The organism is Bradyrhizobium sp. WD16, assembly GCF_024181725.1.
Taxonomy (GTDB): domain Bacteria; phylum Pseudomonadota; class Alphaproteobacteria; order Rhizobiales; family Xanthobacteraceae; genus Bradyrhizobium_A.
The window spans coordinates 250968-269242 of record NZ_CP028908.1; the positions used below are offsets into that span (position 1 = coordinate 250968).

At 65.2% G+C, this 18275-nt stretch carries 17 protein-coding genes; 3 read left to right on the forward strand and 14 right to left on the reverse strand.

Features of this window, described 5'->3' with window-relative positions:
• Nucleotides 1–149: 149 nt before the first annotated feature.
• Nucleotides 150–1802 carry a benzoate-CoA ligase family protein gene (locus DB459_RS01170; protein WP_253711041.1) on the reverse strand — a complete coding sequence of 551 codons (1653 nt, stop codon included), beginning with the start codon at nucleotides 1800–1802 and terminating at the stop codon, nucleotides 150–152.
• Nucleotides 1799–2965, reverse strand: coding sequence for an FAD-dependent monooxygenase (locus tag DB459_RS01175; RefSeq protein WP_253711043.1), 1167 nt, complete (start codon nucleotides 2963–2965; stop codon nucleotides 1799–1801). The genes DB459_RS01170 and DB459_RS01175 overlap by 4 nt, the downstream gene beginning before the upstream one ends.
• Nucleotides 2966–3036: 71 nt before the next feature.
• On the opposite strand from DB459_RS01175, the gene DB459_RS01180 reads away from it, so the two are divergent.
• On the forward strand, nucleotides 3037–3441 hold the full coding sequence (locus DB459_RS01180) for a thioesterase family protein (protein WP_253711045.1): 405 nt from the start codon (nucleotides 3037–3039) through the stop codon (nucleotides 3439–3441).
• Nucleotides 3442–3516: 75 nt separating this feature from the next.
• Entirely contained in the window at nucleotides 3517–4317 is an 801-nt protein-coding gene (locus DB459_RS01185; RefSeq protein WP_253711046.1) for an IclR family transcriptional regulator, read from the forward strand.
• Between the two features lie 395 nt (nucleotides 4318–4712).
• On the opposite strand, the gene DB459_RS01190 is transcribed toward DB459_RS01185, so the two are convergent.
• Nucleotides 4713–6023 (reverse strand): threonine ammonia-lyase, encoded by a 1311-nt coding sequence (locus DB459_RS01190; protein WP_253713722.1) that lies wholly within the window; start codon nucleotides 6021–6023, stop codon nucleotides 4713–4715.
• Nucleotides 6024–7119: 1096 nt separating this feature from the next.
• Nucleotides 7120–7374, reverse strand: coding sequence for a hypothetical protein (locus DB459_RS01195; RefSeq protein ID WP_253711048.1), 255 nt, complete (start codon nucleotides 7372–7374; stop codon nucleotides 7120–7122).
• A gap of 224 nt (nucleotides 7375–7598) precedes the next feature.
• Between DB459_RS01195 and DB459_RS01200 the strand changes: the two genes are divergently transcribed.
• Nucleotides 7599–8741: a site-2 protease family protein gene (locus DB459_RS01200; protein WP_253711050.1), complete on the forward strand. Its 1143-nt coding sequence runs from the start codon at nucleotides 7599–7601 to the stop codon at nucleotides 8739–8741.
• Between the two features lie 475 nt (nucleotides 8742–9216).
• On the opposite strand, the gene nadC is transcribed toward DB459_RS01200, so the two are convergent.
• From nadC to DB459_RS01250, 10 genes are all read right to left on the reverse strand, one after another.
• On the reverse strand, nucleotides 9217–10068 hold the full coding sequence (nadC, locus tag DB459_RS01205; RefSeq protein WP_253711052.1) for a carboxylating nicotinate-nucleotide diphosphorylase: 852 nt from the start codon (nucleotides 10066–10068) through the stop codon (nucleotides 9217–9219).
• Nucleotides 10059–11645, reverse strand: a complete 1587-nt coding sequence (locus DB459_RS01210) for an L-aspartate oxidase (RefSeq protein WP_253711054.1) — start codon at nucleotides 11643–11645, stop codon at nucleotides 10059–10061. Before DB459_RS01210 ends, nadC begins: the two co-directional genes overlap by 10 nt.
• Nucleotides 11642–12625, reverse strand: a complete 984-nt coding sequence (gene nadA / locus DB459_RS01215) for a quinolinate synthase NadA (protein ID WP_253711055.1) — start codon at nucleotides 12623–12625, stop codon at nucleotides 11642–11644. The genes DB459_RS01210 and nadA overlap by 4 nt, the downstream gene beginning before the upstream one ends.
• Nucleotides 12626–12749: 124 nt before the next feature.
• A complete protein-coding gene (locus tag DB459_RS01220) occupies nucleotides 12750–13673 on the reverse strand; it encodes a hypothetical protein (RefSeq protein WP_253711057.1) in 924 nt (307 codons plus the stop codon).
• Between the two features lie 478 nt (nucleotides 13674–14151).
• Nucleotides 14152–14829 carry an NrsF family protein gene (locus DB459_RS01225; protein ID WP_253711059.1) on the reverse strand — a complete coding sequence of 226 codons (678 nt, stop codon included), beginning with the start codon at nucleotides 14827–14829 and terminating at the stop codon, nucleotides 14152–14154.
• Entirely contained in the window at nucleotides 14826–15461 is a 636-nt protein-coding gene (locus DB459_RS01230; protein WP_253711061.1) for a sigma-70 family RNA polymerase sigma factor, read from the reverse strand. The genes DB459_RS01225 and DB459_RS01230 overlap by 4 nt, the downstream gene beginning before the upstream one ends.
• A 76-nt stretch (nucleotides 15462–15537) precedes the next feature.
• On the reverse strand, nucleotides 15538–16029 hold the full coding sequence (locus tag DB459_RS01235; protein ID WP_371927018.1) for a DoxX family protein: 492 nt from the start codon (nucleotides 16027–16029) through the stop codon (nucleotides 15538–15540).
• 17 nt (nucleotides 16030–16046) lie between these two features.
• Nucleotides 16047–16853: a DUF2063 domain-containing protein gene (locus DB459_RS01240; protein ID WP_253711063.1), complete on the reverse strand. Its 807-nt coding sequence runs from the start codon at nucleotides 16851–16853 to the stop codon at nucleotides 16047–16049.
• Nucleotides 16837–17751 carry a DUF692 domain-containing protein gene (locus tag DB459_RS01245; RefSeq protein WP_253711065.1) on the reverse strand — a complete coding sequence of 305 codons (915 nt, stop codon included), beginning with the start codon at nucleotides 17749–17751 and terminating at the stop codon, nucleotides 16837–16839. Before DB459_RS01245 ends, DB459_RS01240 begins: the two co-directional genes overlap by 17 nt.
• A 59-nt stretch (nucleotides 17752–17810) precedes the next feature.
• Nucleotides 17811–18155 (reverse strand): DUF2282 domain-containing protein, encoded by a 345-nt coding sequence (locus tag DB459_RS01250; protein WP_253711067.1) that lies wholly within the window; start codon nucleotides 18153–18155, stop codon nucleotides 17811–17813.
• Between the last annotated feature and the right edge of the window lie 120 nt (nucleotides 18156–18275).

Here is an 18275-nt window from a genome sequence, read left to right on the forward strand (position 1 = left end):
TGTAGGCAATTGCGAGACATAAGCCACACTAGCTTTTTGATTTTGCTAGTGTCCCGATGTCTCCGAATGACCGTGCGAGGGTGAGGCAAACGAAGCGGTAATTCGGAGACGGGACACTAGCGGCGGCGTGAGCCGCCGCGCCGCATCGCTCATTCCGCCGCCTGCGGCGTCGCGTGTGCCCTGAGCAGCGCCTGCCGGTCGATCTTGCCGGTGCCTGTCTTGGGCAACTCCGCGAGGAACTGGATCTCGCGCGGATATTTGTAGGGCAAGAGCTTCGCCTTGACGAAGTCCTGCAGCGCGCGGCGGGCCTGTGCCTGATCGAAGACCGCCTGCTTCATCACCACGGAGGCCTTCAAGGTCATGCGCCGGTCCGGCAGTTCGGTGGCGAACACCGCGCATTCGAGCACGTCCGGGTGTTCGGCGAGGCAGAGCTCGACCTCGAGCGGATAGACCCACTGGCCGGAGATCTTGACGAGGTCGTCGGCGCGGCCACGGAAGAAATAGAAGCCGTCGGCATCCTTCTGGAATCGATCGCCTGTGAAGATCCAGCCGTCACCGCGCATCGTCTCCGCCGTCTTGTCGGGCCGGTTCCAGTACAGCGGCGCATTGGAATCGCCGCGCACCCACAGGATGCCCTCCTCGCCCTCGCCGACCGGCCGCCCCTCCTTGTCCTTGAGCGCGAGTTCGTAGCCCGGCACGCGCAATCCGGCGGCGCCGAGCTTCTTGCCGTCGGCACGGTTGGACAGATAGATGTGCAGAACCTCGGTCGAGCCGAGCCCCTCGACGATCTCGAGCCCGGTCAGCGCCTGCCAGGCGTTGAACACTTCGGCCGACAGCACCTCGGCCGCCGAGAGCGCAAGCCGCAGCGACGAGAAGCTGCATGACCTGGCCTCGGGCGCCTTGGCCATCGCGGTGTAGAGCGTCGGCAGCCCGAAGAACACCGTCGGCCGAAACCTGTCGATCGCCGCAAAGACGGCGGCGGGCTTCGGCTGTCCGGGCATCAGCAGCGTGGTCGCCCCGGCACAGAACGGGAAGGTGACGGAATTGCCGAAGCCGTAGGCGAAGAACATCTTCGGCACGGAAAAGCAGATGTCGTCGGCTTTCAGCTCGAGCACGCTCTCGGCGAAGGCGGCGTTGGTGTAGAGCATGTCGTGCTGCAGATGGACGATCCCCTTCGGCCGTCCGGTCGAGCCCGACGAATACATCCAGAACGCCATGTCGTTGCGGCGGGTATCGGCCTCGGCGAGGTCTTCCGGAAATTGCGGCAACCAGATCTCGGCGTACAAGGTTTCCCTCACCGCATGGGCTTGCGGTGCGCCGTTGGCCACGATCAGCGTCCGCAGCGCCGTTTGCGCGCAGGCGATCGCATCGAAACGCCCGGAGAAGCCCGCGTCGGTCACCGCGACCTTGGCACCGGAATCGGCGAGATAGAATTGCAGCAGATCCGGCGGCGTCAGGGTGTTGATCAGCAGCGGCACAAAGCCAGCCCGCACCGCGCCGAAAAAGGCCGCCGGATAGGCCGGGGTGTCGTCCATGAACATCAGAATGCGGTCGCCGCGCGACAGCCCGAGCTCTCGGAAGCCATGCCCCCATTGCGCCGCCTCGGCGCAGAGTTCGGCATAGGTCCGCTCGCCGGCGGGCCCGATCACCGCCGACTTGCCCGGCCGCGTCGCGAGATTGTCGAACAGAATCCGGCTGGCATTGTAGCGCTCGGGGATGACGAAGCCGATTTCGCGCGCGCCGGCGCTGTCCGCCGGCACCTGATCGACCAGCGGCGCAGCCAATGACTTGCTCCCCGTCATGGCCGGGCCCCCAGGAGGCTGGCGGCAGATTCGGCAGCGCCACGCGTGCTTTCGTAGCGCGTGATGAAACGCGGCGCCATGGCGGCGAGGCGCTGGCGATCGATGCGGCCGGAGCGGGTGATGTAGCTGTAGGCGAAGTCCATCAGGTCGCGATCCATGTGACGCGGAAACTGCTCGTACCAGTCGGCGCTGCGCCGCGCCGCCGCCACCAGCTTCTCGACCACGGGCTTGCGGGCGGCCTCGTAAGCTTCGAGCCCCGCCTCGAGATCGTCGGGAGCGGCATCCAGCGCCTTCGCCAGCGCAATGGCATCTTCCATCGCAAGGCGCGTGCCCGATCCGATGGAGAAATGCGCGGTGTGCAGCGCGTCGCCGATCAGCACCATGTTGCGATGATGCCAGTGCTCGTTCCACAGCCAGGGAAAATTGCGCCACACCGACTTGTTCGAAATCAGTGGATGACCGTCGAGCGTCGCGGCGAAGATGCGCTCGCAGATCGCCTTGGACTCCTCGATTGATTTGTCGGCGAAGCCATAGCGCGCCCAGGTCTCGCGATCGCATTCGACCAGGAAGGTGCTCATGGCCTGCGAGTAGCGATAGTGGTGGGCGTTGAAGCTGCCGAGCTCGGTCGAGACGAAGGTCTGCGACAACGTCTCGAACCGCCTGGTCGTGCCGTACCATGCGAACTTGTTGCCCAGATAGGACAGCGAGGTGCCGAAGTCGCCTTCGAAGCTGCGCCGGACGAGAGAGTTGAGACCGTCCGCGGCGACGATGAGGTCATAGCCCTGCAGCTGGTCGAGGCTGTCGATCGCGGTCTGATAGTGGCATTCGACGCCCACCGCCTCGGCGCGCGCCTGCAGCAGGCGCAGCAACGCCAACCGGCCGATCGCGGAGAATCCGACACCGTCGATCTCGACGCTTTCGCCGCGCAGATTGAGGGTGATGTTGCTCCAGCTCTCCATCTGCGGCGCGACGGCGGCCACCGTCTCGGGGTCGTCCTCACGGAGAAATTCGAGCGCCTGCTCGGAGAACACCACGCCGAAGCCCCAGGTCGCATCGGCAGCATTCTGCTCGAACAGTTCGACGTGGGATTGGGGATGCCGCCGCTTCCAAAGGTAAGCGAAATAGAGACCGCCCGGTCCGCCGCCGAGCACCGCGATGCGCATGTTGCCCTCCCTATGTATTTGCACATTGTGCAATCTATTTTATGATGTGAAAAATAGCACCGGAGAAGGAAATGTTCAAGACATCGCTGACGATCGAGTGGGGGGACTGCGACGAAGCCGGAATCGTATTCTATCCCAACTACTTCTATTGGTTTGATTGCGCCTTTCAGCGGCTGCTGAGGTCGCGGGGGCTGAGCCAGCGCGAGCTGCGCCGCCGCTTTCACGCGGTGACGCCGATCGTGAAAGCCGATGCCGAATTCAAGGCACCGGCGCGCTACGACGACGAACTGGAGATCGAGGTCGCGATCAGCGCGGAGGGCGAGCGGCGCTTTCGGGCCGGCTACCATCTGCGCAGCAACGATACGACGATTGCTGTGGGTTACGAGCTGCGTGCCTTCGCGCGCATTGCCGCGGATGGCACTCTCCGCGGCGGTCCGGTCGATCCGCAATTCCTGGCGCTGCTTGCGTCAGGCTGACACCGGCAATGGCTGACGGTTGTTGAAATGGCGCGAAAGCACACCCCACCGCCTCCCCCGCCGGATGAGCCCGTGATGATGCTCGACGACATCGGTGCGGATGCGGACCTGCAGGAGACGGCCGGCTCTGCGCGACGCGGCATTCAGTCGGTCGGCATCGGTTTTCGCGTGCTGTCGGCGCTCGCCGCCGAAGCCGAGCCCTCGGCCCTCGGCACGGTGGCAAGACGGTCCGGGCTGTCGCCCTCGCAGGCGCACCGCTATCTCGCCAGCCTCATCGACGCCGGCATGGCGCACCAGCACGCCGCGTCCGGGCGCTACGAGCTTGGTCCCCAGGCCATCCAGATCGGCCTTGCCGCGCTGGCGCGCGTCGATGTCTTCGCCGCGGCGGATCCCGCCATTGCCGCCTTCACCCGCGAGACCGGCCGGACCACCTTGATCGCGGCGCGCGGTCCGCTCGGCCCGACCATCGTGCGCTGGCATGCCGGACGACGGCCGATCGTCACGTCGCTCGCCATCGGATCCGTGCTGCCGTACTTCAATTCGGCGACCGGCCATGCCTTCCTCGGCCTGATGACCGACGAGGAGGTCGAGGGCCTGCTGGCCGAGGAGCCTTCGCCGCCGCAGCCGGCGGCGGTCGCGGCGTTACGACGGAAGGTGCGCAGCCGGATGTGCGCGAGCGTCGACGAACTGCTGATCCCGGGGCTGCGGGCGACCGCAGTGCCGATCCTCGACATTCAGGGGCGCCCGGTCCTGGTCGCGACGATGATGGCGACGCCGGCGTTTCCGCGCAGCGAAGACGACGGCATCCTGCACAAGCTGCAGGATGCCTGCCGTTCGCTCACCGAGCGGCAGGGCGGCACCTGGGCTCCGAGCTAGTGCCGTGGATCTGACGCTCGTTTCAGCGTTGCAGCGAGTTCTTCATACGCGCGTCAGATCCAAAACCGCACTAGTGTCCTGTCTCCGAATTACCGCTTCATTTGCCTCGCGCTCGCACGGTCATTCGGAGACATCAGGACACTAGCAAAATCAAAAAGCTAGTGCGGCTTATGTCTCGCAATTGCCTACAGGGGCTTGCCGCGAAGGGCATAGGCAATTGCGAGACGCCACACTAGTGTGGTGGATCTGACGCTCGTTTCAGTATTGCAGCGAGTTCTTCGAACGAGCGTCAGATCCAAAACCACACTAGAATCATAATGATGCTAGTGTCCCCTTGTTTCCAACGTTCGTATGAGCGCCTGCTACAATGGCATACGAACGTTGGAAACAGGACACTAGCGCGCTCCGTCCGGCTGACCGTGAGATGGCATTGCAGGATCCGCCCCGCAGCGCACTCTCAGGCCGGCGGCGCCGAGCCGCGCCAGGACTTCGTCGCGATGCGCCCGATCGCGCGTCTCGACCACCAGCTGCAGCAGGGTCGCCTTCACCGGCAGGTCGGAAAACGTCCTCTGATGCGAGACTTCGATGATGTTGGCGCCTGCTTCCGCCAGCAGGTTCGAGACGACGGCCAGCTGGCCGGGGCGGTCCACGATGTCGATCGCAAGCTGTGTCAGCCGCCCCTCGCGGGCGAGTTCGCGGGTCAGAACCGATGCGATCAGCCTCGTATCGATATTCCCTCCGGTCAGAACCAGTCCGACATGGCGGCCGCGAAAGGCGTCAGGATCGGCCAGCACGGCCGCGAGGCCTACAGCGCCTGCGCCTTCGACGACCGTCTTTTCGATCGCGATCAAGGTGGCGACGGCGCGCTCGATCTCGTCCTCCGTCACGAGAACGATGTCATCGACCAGCTGGCGGATGATCTGCGTGGTGATCCGGCCCGGCTCCTTGACGGCGATGCCCTCGGCCAGCGTGTCGCCGCGCATCGGCAGCTGCTCGCCCTTGATGACATTGTACATCGAGGGATAGAGCCGGGCCTGGGCGCCGACGATGCGCAGGTCCGGCTTCATCGACCTTGCCGCGATCGCCATGCCGGAGATCAGTCCGCCGCCGCCGATCGGAATCATCAAGGTATCCAGCGACGGCACGGCCTCGAGCATTTCGAGCGCGATGGTGCCCTGACCCGCGATGACCAGCGGATCGTCGTAGGGATGGATCAAGGTCATGCCGTGAGTCTTGCCGTGGTCGCGGGCAAACGCACCGGCCTCCTCCAGCGTCCCCCCCGAAATGATGACTTCGGCGCCGAGCCGCTTCGTGTTCTCGATCTTCACCATCGGCGTGCCGATCGGCATCACGATGCAGGCGGGAATGCCCAATCGCCTCGCGTGATGGGCGACGCCCTGGGCGTGATTGCCGGCGGACATGGCGATGACACCATGCCGCCGCTGATCGGCCGTCAGCGCCTGGAGGCGGTTCAGCGCGCCGCGCTCCTTGAAAGAGGAGGTGAACTGGTGGTTCTCGAACTTGAGCCAGATATCGCAGCCGCACATCTCGCTCAGGGTGATGCTGCGATTGAAGTCCGTGACATTCACCGACCCGCTGATGGTCGCGGCGGCGCCCCTGATGTCGGCCAGAGTGACGGGAACACGGTTCGAATCGAAGGCGCCGGCCTGCCGGCCCGGCTGGGCATTTTCACGAGCATTGGTCATTGTCATTCATACCTCTCCCGGCGCGGTTCCGGTAGCCACAATCCCCGCCGTAACGCACTTATCAGCATTGCAGCGAGTTCTTCGTACGAGCGTCAGATCCAAAACCGCACTAAAATCAGATGTTGGAGTCCCGGCCTTAAAGACAGCACCGGCCGATTTGACGCAAGTCGCCAGACGGAACAGAGGCGCTTTTCCTGAAGCCTCCGTTAACGAGGAAATCATCGCCTTGCCTGGCACGCAGATGAAACCTTTGATGAAGCTCAATGCTTTGAACGATAGCGACGCCTAGTGTCCTGTCTCCGAATTACCGCTCCGTTTGCCTCATGCTCGCACGGTCATTCGGAGACATAAGGACACTAGTGTCCTGTTTCCAACGTTCGTATCCCATTGCAGCAGGCTGCTCATACGAACGTTGGAAACAAGGGGACACTAGCATTTATGATTCTAGTGTGGTTTTGGATCTGATGCTCGTTCGAAGAACTCGCTGCAATACTGAAACGAGCGTCAGATCCACCACACTAGCAAAATCAAAGTGCTAGTGTGGCTTATGTCTCGCAATTGCCTACGAGAGACTGGCTGCAAGGGCGGTAGGCGATTGCGAGACGCCACACTAGTTGGATCTGACGCTCGTATGAAAAACTCGTGGCGTCGCAACAGGCGGAGAGGCTCCATGCGACCACGTGCATCTCATGATCAAGAATACGCGGTGCCACGACCGGGAACGACGGAAGCGATCGAGCTCGGTTGCACGTGCCGGCTCATCGGTCACGTGTCGAATACGGAGGAACTGGAGCCCGCCGGGATGCTGGACGCGCCCGACCCCAATTGCCCCATTCACGGCATGGCTGCCGAACCTGAGGAACATGATTGACGCAGGCCAAGCCGTCGGGCTCAGCGCACGATAGCGACGCCGCTGCGGGAGCGGCGTTCACCTGCCGCACCGTTCGCCGCGTGCGGAGCGCAGCGCCGCCGTCTCGCCCCGCTTGCCCGGGGCGAGACGGCGCGCCCTTTCCAGCAAGTTGCCGCCTCGTACGGACTTGCCCGGACATCCCGACAATCGAACGTCTTCAGTGTCAACGCGACGGCCGCGAGGCCTTCAGCGATGGCCAGCATCCCTCATGGGGCGCATCCCGTTCTCGACGCTCTTGATGAATCCGCGAGCCACATGGCCGGTCACGTCGATCCGCTGCTCGCGGCTCGCGAGCGAAGCGCCAAATCCGCCTCGCTCCCGGTCGGTGCAGTTGGTCGCCCGCTGAGCCCGCACGAGAAACCGCAGCGCCGTGCGGTCGCCGAGCGTCCCGGCGATTTTCTCGTCACGAACTCGCGCGTGCGGATCCCGATCGTCGGTCATGTCGGCCCTTGCCGTTGTGAACCTCTTTGAACCATCCTATCGTTTACGTCGTTCCCAGATTTCGCGGATTGCCCGACTCGACCGGAATTTCTCAGCTCCGAACTCCACGGACATATTGATACTGATCAATTCCAGACACTGATCAATTCCAGACAATCACCTCGACCAGGAGCGGACGCTGCGGCCAGTATTGGCTTGCCGACCACGAGCGAGGAACGCCTCTCATGCCGCAACATAGCATCCCGTTAGGCAGGCTCTTCGGCATCCAGATCGGTTTGGACTATTCCTGGTTCGTGATCTTCGCCCTGCTCACCTGGATGCTGGCGACGAGCTACTATCCCGGGGAATACAAGCACTGGTCTCCGCAGACCTACTGGCTGACGGGGGCGGCAACCGCGATCCTGTTCTTTGCAAGCGTGCTCCTCCACGAGCTTGGGCATTCGCTCGTCGCGCTGCGCTGCAAGATTCCGGTGCGCAGCATTACCCTTTTCATCTTCGGAGGGCTGGCCGAGATCGAGGACGAGCCGCCCAGCGCCATCGCCGAGTTCTTGATTGCAGTTGCGGGACCGCTCGTCAGCGTCGCCCTGGCAGTCCTTTTCTACGCGGTGGAGCCATTGCTGTCCGGCACGGAGCCTCTCGTGGGTCTGGTCAGATATCTCGCCTACATCAACATGGCCTTGGTCGTGTTCAATCTGATCCCCGGGTATCCGCTCGACGGAGGCCGGGTCTTCCGAGCCATCGTTTGGGCGATGACGGGAAACCTGGGCCGGTCGACCTTCATCGCAGCCAATGTCGGCCGGCTGTTTGCCTTCCTGCTCATCTTCGCCGGCACCTGGCAGATGTTCCACGGCGATCTCGGCGGAGGGCTTTGGATCGTGCTCATCGGCTGGTTCCTCGACAGCGCCGCAACCGTCCAGGTCCAGCAGGTCCGGCTTCGTGGCCTATTGTCGGGCCATCGCGTCTCGCAAGCCATGAACAGGCACTACGCGATCATCCCGGAGGAGCTGACGCTTCAGCAACTTGTCGACGAGCAGATTCTCGGCAGCGGGCAACGTAGTTTTCTCGTCAAGCGGGGCGATCTGACCATCGGCATGGTCACCTTGCATCGGATCAAGGAGGTGCCGCAGGCCAATTGGGTGACGACAACCGCCGCAGCGGTGATGATTCCCTTCGAACAGCTGACCTGCGTCGATGCCGATACCGAACTGTGGCCGGCCCTCGAGAAGATGGACCGCAATGGCGTGAACCAGATGCCGGTTGTTCGGGCTCAACAGGTCGTCGGCATGTTGAGCCGGGACGACGTCATCACCTTCCTGCTTGCGCTCCAGGAATTCGGACGCTCGCGGGGGCCAAAAACCGATGCTTAAGAGCTTCCACAATCCACTCTAGTGTCCCGTTTCCAACGTTCGTATTCCTTTGCAGCAGGCGCTTCTACGAACGTTGGAAACAAAGAGACACTAGCATCATTATGATTCTAGTGTCCTGTCTCCGAATTACCGCTTCATTTGCCTCACCCTCGCACGGTAATTCGGAGACATCGGGACACTAGCAAAATCAAAAAGCTAGTGTGGCTTATGTCTCGCAATTGCCTACAGGGGCTTGCCGCAAAGGGCATAGGCAATTGCGAGACGCCACACTAGTGTGGCTTATGTCTCGCAATTGCCTACGAGAGGGTTGCCGCGAAGGCGGTAGGCAATTGCGAGACGCCACACTAGGGGCCGTCGGCGCCACATTCCGAATGTCGCCCCCCGATCTCGATCGGACGCTGTGGTCGTTCAACGGCGCGCCCGCGAGAGGTCGCGGAGGGCGGATTGCCGAACAGCATGGCCGATGCCGGAGGCGTCAGGCCTGCCAGTCGAGGCCAATATCAAGCGCCGGAGCGCTGTGGGTCAGCCAGCCGATGGAGATGAGATCGACACCGGTCGCCGCGATCTCGGGAGCGCTCGCCGCCGTCACCCGGCCGGACGCTTCCGTCACCGCCCTGCCCGCGACCATCGACACCGCCTGGCGCAGCGTCTCGACGCTCATGTTGTCGAGCAGCACCGCATCGATACCGATCCCGAGCGCCTCCTCGAGCTGATCGAGCCTGTCGACCTCGACCTCGATCTTGACCAGATGCCCCACCGCGGCGCGCGCCCGCTCGATCGCCGCCTTGACGCTCCCGGCGATGGCGATGTGGTTGTCCTTGATCAGCACCGCGTCATCGAGGCCGAAACGGTGATTGGCGCCGCCGCCGGCGCGGACCGCATATTTCTCGACCGCCCGCAGCCCCGGCGTCGTCTTGCGGGTGCAGACGATGCGCGCCTTCTGGTCACCGACGGCGGCAACGATGGCGGCCGTCGCCGACGCAATTCCGCTGAGGTGGCAGAGGAAATTGAGCGCCGTGCGCTCGGCCGTCAGCAGCCCCCGCCCCGGTCCCGTGACCGAGGCGATGATCGCTCCCGGCGCGACGGCGCCGCCGTCCTCCCGCGCCACGCGCATCTCGGTTGCCGGATCGACGAGGCGAAAGGCGAGCGCGGCGAGGTCGAGCCCGGCGACGACGCCCGGCTGCCGCGCCGCCAGCACGCATGTCGCACGCAGCCCGGCCGGCACGATCGCATCGGTGGTGATGTCGCCGGCGCGGCCGAGATCTTCGAGCAGCGCGGCGCGAACCAGCGGCTCGAGCAGCAGGGGCGACAATGGCGTCAGCGACATGGTCGGGCGCTCCTGGCTGTGGTGTTGACGTGGGCGGCGCTTCGCATCGCCGCCGGCGAAACCAGTTCGGCCGCGGCGGCAAGAGCCTCGTCGAGGCGGATCCGCGCCCTTCGCGCGAGCGCATCGCGTTGCGGGAAGTCGGTGCGATGATGGCCGCCGCGACTTTCGGTGCGGCGCATCGCCATGACCGCGATCATCAGTCCCACCGCAGCCGGATCGGACGCCGCGCCGGAATCGGCGGCCAGCGGCCGCAGCATGCCGATCGCGGCGCGCAATCCCGCGTCATCCCGCTCGACGCCGAGGCCGCGCGACAGGATCGACCTGATCGCGGACGGGTCCGCCGCCGGCGGCAATGCACTGCTCGCCACAGCCCGCCCTGCCCGGCCGGCAGAGGTGCCGCCGACACTATCGGCCACGCAGCCCGCGCAGACGACCGCTTCGGTCAGCGAGTTGCTGGCGAGGCGGTTGGCACCGTGCAGGCCGGTGGACGCCACCTCGCCGCAGGCCCATAGCCCCGCGACTGAGCTGCGGCCATCCGCGTCCACCGCAACGCCGCCCATGTGGTAGTGGGCCGCCGGCCGCACCGGAATCGGCTGCCGCGCCGGATCGATGCCGGCCTCGCGACACCAGGCCGCGATGGCGGGAAAGCGCCGCGCGAATCCTGCGCCGGGACGCTGCCGCGCGTCGAGAAAGACGCGGTGGCCCCGTCCGACGTGGCGCCAGATGGCGCGGGCGACGACATCGCGCGGCGCCAGGTCTTCGCCCGGGACGCCGGCGAGGAAGCGCCGGCCGGTCTCGTCGACCAGGACCGCGCCCTCGCCGCGCACGGCTTCACTGATCAATTTCATCGGACGCGCGGCCGTATCGAACGCCGTCGGGTGAAACTGGATGAATTCGAGATCGGCGAGCTCGGCGCCGGCGCGCGCGGCAAGGGCCAGCCCCTGCCCGAAGCAGCCGAGCGGATTGGTGGTGTCGAGGAACAGTCCGCCAAGCCCGCCGGTTGCGACGACGACGCGGCTCGTCGGCACCATCAGCGGCCCGGCGGGACCAGCGGCAACGAGCCCGGCGACAGCGCCGTCGTCGAGCAGGAGCCGTCGTGCCTCGACACCCTGGACCACCGTGATCGACGGCGTCCGCAGCACCATTGCGCCGAGGGCGCGCATCAACTCGCGACCGGTCCCGTCGCCATCGGCGTGGACGATGCGCCGCCGGCTGTGGGCGGCCTCGAGACCGAGACCGAGACGGCCGTCGCCCGTTCGGTCGAAGGCGCAGCCGAGCCGCATCAGCGTCTCGATGGCCGCGGGCGCGGCGCGCAGGATCCGCTCGACCACCGCGGCATCGCACAGCCCATCGCCGGCCGCGAGCGTGTCGGCGAGGTGCAGCGCGGGATCGTCGTCGTCGCCGAGGCTGGCGGCGAGACCACCCTGGGCCCATGCGCTCGAGGCTTCCGTACCGATCGGCCCCTTGGACAGGAGCACGACCGGCATCGGCGCAAGACGCAGCGCCGTCATCAGTCCGGCGAGACCGCCGCCGATGATGACCGGCAGGCCGGCGAGACGGTGCAGATCCGCGCTCATACCGCGAGCATCCGCTCGACGGCCTGCCGCGCGCGCGGCGTCACCGCCGGATCGATCGTCACGACGTGGCGGTTGTCGGCGAGCGCCTGCCGGATGTTGCCGAGCGTGATCCGCTTCATGTGCGGACAGAGATTGCAGGGACGGATGAAGTCGACGTCGGGATGGGCGACGGCGACGTTGTCGCTCATCGAGCATTCGGTCAGGAGAACCACGCGCGGCGGCTTATGGGCGCCGACATAGTCCGTCATGCCGGCGGTCGAGCCGGAATAATCCGCCTCGGCGACGACCTCGGGCGGACATTCCGGATGGGCCAGCACCACGATTCCCGGATGATCCTCGCGCAACTGCCGGATCTCGGCCGGCGTGAAGCGCTCATGAACCTCGCAGTGGCCGCTCCAGGCGATGATCTCGACATCGGTCTCGGCGGCGACGTTGCGGGCGAGATAGGCGTCGGGCAGCATGATCACGCGCTCGGCCCCGAGCGACTCGACGACCGCGCGGGCATTGCCCGACGTGCAGCAGATGTCGGATTCAGCCTTCACCGCCGCCGACGTATTCACGTAGGTGACGATCGGCACGCCGGGATAGCGCTGCCGCATCAGGCGGACGTCGGCGGCCGTGATCGACTCGGCGAGCGAGCAGCCGGCTTCGAGATCCGGGATCAGCACGGTCTTGTCGGGGTTGAGCAGCTTGGCCGTCTCGGCCATGAAATGGACGCCGGCCAGCACGATCACCTCGGCATCGGTCCGCGCGGCCATCCGCGCCAGCGCCAGGCTGTCGCCGACGAGATCGGCGACGCAGTGGAAGATCTCGGGCGTCTGGTAGTTGTGGGCGAGGACGACGGCATTGCGCCGGCGCTTCAGCGCGATGATGGCATCGACATCCTCGGCGAAGACCGGCCATTCGATCGGTGGAATGACCCGCCGGACGCGGTCGTAGAGCGGAGCAGTGCGCTGGAGGACTTCGGCTGTGGCCGCCATGGTTTGCACTCCCATTATATGCTCTTATTGAGTATATGTATGATATGCTTATTACGAGTATAAATCAAGCGGACCTCACATCACGAAGGCGGGAAGCGGATGGGGCGAACGTTTTGGGTCGTGATCAGCTGCGCGACAGCGGCAGTTTCGTCCCCGCGATCGCCCGCTCGGCGAACACGACATGGCGGAAACGGAACAGTTTCGCCGGCCGCCCGCCGGTCTCGAAGCTTGTGGTTCCAGTCTCCTCGACCAGTTCCTGCTGCTCGATCAGGCGGCGGAAATTCTGCTTGTGCAATGGGCGGCCGGCAAGGGCCTCAACCGTGCGCTGCAATTGCAGCAGCGTGAAGCTCGGCGGCATCAGCTCGAACACCACCGGCCGGTATTTGATCTTGGCGCGCAGCCGCGCCATGCCCGTCGCCAGAATGCGGCGGTGATCCGCTTCCATCGGCCGGCCCGGAATGGTCGATGCCTTGGCGCAGCCGTGATCCCGCAAGGCTTCGGGCACCAGGCGCGCCTCGTAGAGCAGTTCGTAGCGCTGCAGCACCAATTCTTCGTTCCAGGGCGCGCCGTCGAAGCCGAAGGCGATGGCCGCCCGCTGCAGCCGCTGATCGCGGCCGGCGCTGGCGCGCTCCACCCAGGCGCGCAGGCTCGGCAGCACGATCTCCTCGATGAAGGGCGGCGGCCCGCTGCGATGGTCCTCCCAGGGGAAATAGTCGTACCAGCCCCGCCATCCGGTGGCGCGGCCCTTGGGCGCGGGCTCCTCGCGCGTCAGGCCGAGATAGCTGATCGAAATCACCCGCTGACCGCCAACCCCTGCCCGGTCGCGGTCGGCAAAGGTGTAGAGCTGTTCGAGATAGCCGAGAGGATGGCCGGTCTGCTGTTCGACCCAGGCGCGCAGGCCGGACTGGAGCGAGCGATGCGCGAGTTCGAACGGACCGGAGGGCAGCGCGCCGGCGTCGCGGATCGTCATCACCCGTGGCTGCGCGTCGGTCACGGCGACCAGCACCGCGATCAGGTCCGCCGTCACGGCATTGCCGGTGCTCGCCACGATCTTCGCTTTCCCTGCCCGCACCGTCCCTGCTCCGCCAATTCGCCCGCGGCCGCCGTCCTCTGCTCGCCGTCCGCGACGTCCCTGTTCCCCCTTATGTCGATCCCCGTTGCGACGCAATGATCGAGGCTCGTGTCCGGTTTCCAACGTTCGTATCCCATTGCAGCAGGCGCCGATACGAACGTTGGAAACAAGGGGACACCAGTATCATTATGATTCTAGTGTGGTTTTGGATCTGACGCGCGTTTGAAGAACTCGCTCCAATGCTGAAACGAGCGTCAGATCCACCACACTAGTGTGGCGTCTCGCAATTGCCTTTGCCCTTTGCGGCAAGCCCCTGTAGGCAATTGCGAGACATAAGCCACACTAGCTTTTTGATTTTGCTAGTGTCCCGATGTCTCCGAATGACCGTGCGAGGGTGAGGCAAACGAAGCGGTAATTCGGAGACGGGACACTAGCGAATGTTGGAATCGGCCCACTACACCGGAGACGCCCCGTTCTCCCAGCTCGGCCCGACCCAACAAAACAGCCGGCCGCCGAACAGGCGGCCGAGGCCGATGAACAGCAGCGGAACGCCGACATTCCACATCAGGATCATCGCGGTGGCATCTGTCTTGTGGAACAGAGAGAGCGCCACCGCGGTGATCGCCGCGACCGCGAGGCTGCCGACGAGCGTCACCGCGGTGGGGCGCAGCGGCGCGGCATAACGCAACATCACCAGCATGGTGAGCGACAGCGGCAGTCCGGTCAGCACCAGTGTCGCGAAACAGCGCGCCGACTCGCCTAGGCTCATGCCCTCCGGACCGATGGCGATCCATCGGACCAGGCACTGGTAGCCGGTATTGGAGAGCCAGACGACGAGCGCCGGCAACGGCAGCAACAGCCAGAGCCGCGAGCGGTCCGGTAGGCTGATCAGGAATGCGGAAACCGCCGCGAGGATTGCGGTGACGACCGCCGCCGCAATGCCGAGCGCAAAGCCGGGATCATGCAGCCGCTGGGCGAAGTCGGGCCGCAGTCCCTGGCTGACGGCCAGCAGCACCAAAACGACCGCGGCGAGCAGCAGCCAGCAGGCGGCGCGGACGGCAGGTGGTCGCAGCCGACGCACCGGCTTCGCACTGGCCGCAAGCGATGCGATAAGATCGGGTGTCTTGATCACGGCTCGCTCCGATCGTTTAACATTTTCCGAAGGTTCTTCAGGGCACGGTGCGTGTTGGTCTTGAGGGACGCGACCGACAGCCCGCTCGCCGCGGCGGCCTCCTTCAACGACATCTCCTCGAGCTTGAGCAGGCGAACAGCCTGCCGTTGCACGGGAGGGAGATTGTCGACGGCCCTCTCCAGTTCGTGGCGGTCCGCGCCTTCTTCGAGATTCGCCGACAGCCCGGCGATGGCTTCATGGTCCGCCGTCAGTTCCGTCTCGCGCGCGCTCGTCCGGCCCTGGCGGCGCAGCCGATCCACGAGACGGCGATTGGCGATGGCGACCAGCCATGGTCCGAACGGTCTCGAAGGATCATAAGTCTGCCGGATGGAATGGATGGTCAGCAGGATGTCCTGCACCGCGTCCTCGATGTCGTTCGGATCACGGTGCCGCCGCGCCGCGAGCGACCGCAGATAAGGCGTGACCTCCTCCAGCAGCCGGCGATAGGCCGCTGTGTCGCCATCCTGCGCGCGGGCCATGAGGATGGTCCAGTCAACGTCCCGGACGACCGGCTCCACCTGGCGTGCTCCGCTGCTGCCGGTTTTGGCGACGAGCCTCAGCGACCGCACGCGGTTGAGTGGCGCCTGGCTCATCGGCGACGCGCTCCGCATGCCGGACCGACCGGGATGCCCACGTCACCTTCCGGATACCTCCAACCGGGACCGAACATCAAGCGCCTCCTTGCCCTGTCCGGGAGTGCTGCGCGCATCGGAGCAGGTCATCGAGCGACAACGTCCCCGGACCGAGCGCGATGATGGCCACCGCGAGCGCCGCCCAGGGCAAGTGGAAATTGGCCCACCCTTCCGGCACCACGAGCTGAATGACGGCGGTCATGACCAGAAGCCCGAGCGCGCTGAGGCGAGTTGCAAGACCGATCACCAGCAACACGGGAAGAGCGATTTCGGCGACGGCGTCGAGCGCGGCGACGAGCGCAGGAATCGGGATGTCATAGACCTGTCCGAAGACGTGCAGCTTGAACTCCTCCTCGAACAGGAACACGGCTGCCGGCGACAGCGACAAGCCGTCCCACTTGGTCAGCCCCGACCTGAAGAACGGCACCGCCAGCGCGATACGCAGCAGCGGCGGCGCCGCGACGCGCGCAGCGTCGCCGAGCCGGTCGATACTGTCGCGCACTGTATTGCGGATGCTGGCCATGCTCATGGCCGAGTTGCGCCTGGTCATTGCGCTCCCCTGCCGTCAGGAAGGTTATCGTCCGGCGCCGTGCGATAGCCGATCACGGCACGCGACTGCATGAGGCCGGCAAGGCTGGCCGCGAGGTCGAAGCTGCTGTCGGCCTGCAATGCCGCCGCCAATGCGGCCACAACCGGGGCGCCGGCGCCCAGCGCCCGGATGAATTCCGCGCTGCCCGCCACGATGACGCAAGCCTCGACCTCGGCGGACGATCGGACCACCAGCACGTCCTCGCCGCCGGCGGTCCAATCGATCGGTCCAGCGACGCCGTCGCCGACATTCATCTGCCAGATCGTCAGTGCCGGAAATCGCGACCGGACAACGCGGAGCGAGGGGTGAAGCACAAGGCTCATGGCGGGAAGCGCGTCCGGCGCGATCGACATGATCGTGGCCGGATCGAGCGGCATGGCCTCCGGCGCGTGATAGGCCTCGCTCCAGGCACGCTCGATCCGCGCAACATCCGCCAGATAAGGCAGCACCGCCGCCGGCGCGAAGTCTGCGATGAAGCCCGGAAAGCCCTCCCCGTAATCGAGCAGGATCGGTGTTCGCGGCGGCTCCATCACGACATAGGGGTGCGCCATCGCCCGGAAGAAGTCCGCGCCGACGATGCGGTGCACCGCCGGGAAAGCGTCCCGCAGCGCTTGCGTCAGACCGGCGACCACGTTGTTTCTGTAGACGGCGAACCGCCTGGGACTTGGTTGTCCATCCGGCCCAACCAGACCGGATGGGACCGGCTGCGCCGGATCGAGCAGCGCCTCGGCAAAACCCCGCTGCCTTTCAGCCAATCGCGGCATGACGCTCGGCCTCCGACGGCACAGTGAACATGATCGCTTCGGCGCGCCGGGCCTGCTGCTGCAGCGTCGCCCAGTCCGGCACCTCGGCGTCCCACTCGATCAGCGTCGGCACCGGGCCGATCCGTTCGACGGCGTGGACGAAGAGATCCCAGACGACATCGTCGACCAGGCAATCGTGGGTGTCGATCAACAGCGGGCGCCCGTTGTCATCGGACTCCCTGCCATGGCCCGCCAGATGGATCTGCTGGACGCTGGAGAGCGGATAGGCGTCGATATAGGCGATCGGATCCCATTGCTGATTGGTCGATGCGACGTAGACATTGTTGACGTCGAGGAGGAGGCCGCACCCGGTCCGTCTCGCCACTTCGGCGACGAAGTCGGTCTCCATATAGCTGCTTTCGGCAAAGGCGATGTAGGTCGACGGATTCTCCAGCAGCATCTGCCGTCCGAGGATATCCTGGACCTGATCGACGTGATCGGCGACGCGGGCCAGCGTCTCGGCGGTATAGGGCACCGGCAGCAGGTCGTTGAGAAAGCCGCGCTCGTGCGACGACCAGGCGAGATGTTCCGAAAAAAGCCCAGGTGCATAACGCTCGATGAGCCGCTCCAGCCGCCCAAGATGGTCCTTGTCGAGCGGACGAGCGGCACCAATCGACAATCCGACGCCGTGGAGCGACAGCGGATAGTGCTCGCGGATATGCGACAGGTAGCGATGCGGCGGACCGCCGGCACCCATGTAATTCTCCGCATGGACCTCGAAGAAGCCGACATCGGGCCACGTCTCGATGATCGTCCGGCAATGCTGCGCCTTGAGGCCGACGCCGCCACGCGGCGGAATGCGGTCGAGACGAACCTCTGGGCGGCACGACTCTGGCGTGCAAGACGATGGCAGCGGCACGGCGATCTCCCCGAGAACTGCGGGCGGACAATTTCACTGCCCGCCCGATCCAACTCTTGTCAGGCCTTGGGCGTCAGGCTCCCGGTTCCCGAAGGAGTCTTCATCGTCGTGCAGGTGCCCTTCGGCTCCAGCTTGAACGCATTGCCCTGGTAATCGACCGTGCTCGTGCCGGCGCAGGTGGTCCCCGCCCCCGCATAACAGTCGTTCTGCCCCTTGAGGGCGAGACCGAAGCACTTCTCCATCTTGCCGGACTTCAGCGCCTGCATCGTCTGCGCCTGCTTCTCCTTCACCATCTTTTCCATGTCGGCCTTGCTCATCTGGGCCATGGCCGAGGTGGCGGCAAGCGATCCGATGGCGGTGGCGACGGCGCCCACAACAAGAGCGGACAACATGCAATTGGACATACTCTGTTCCTCCGATGACGGGTTGGCTCTGCGATCAGTGCAGTTGCCGTTCAGGCGGGGCGGTTGCGCTCGCCTCGACAGGAGGTTCGTTCCGATCGGCCGGGAGGTTACGTCACCAGG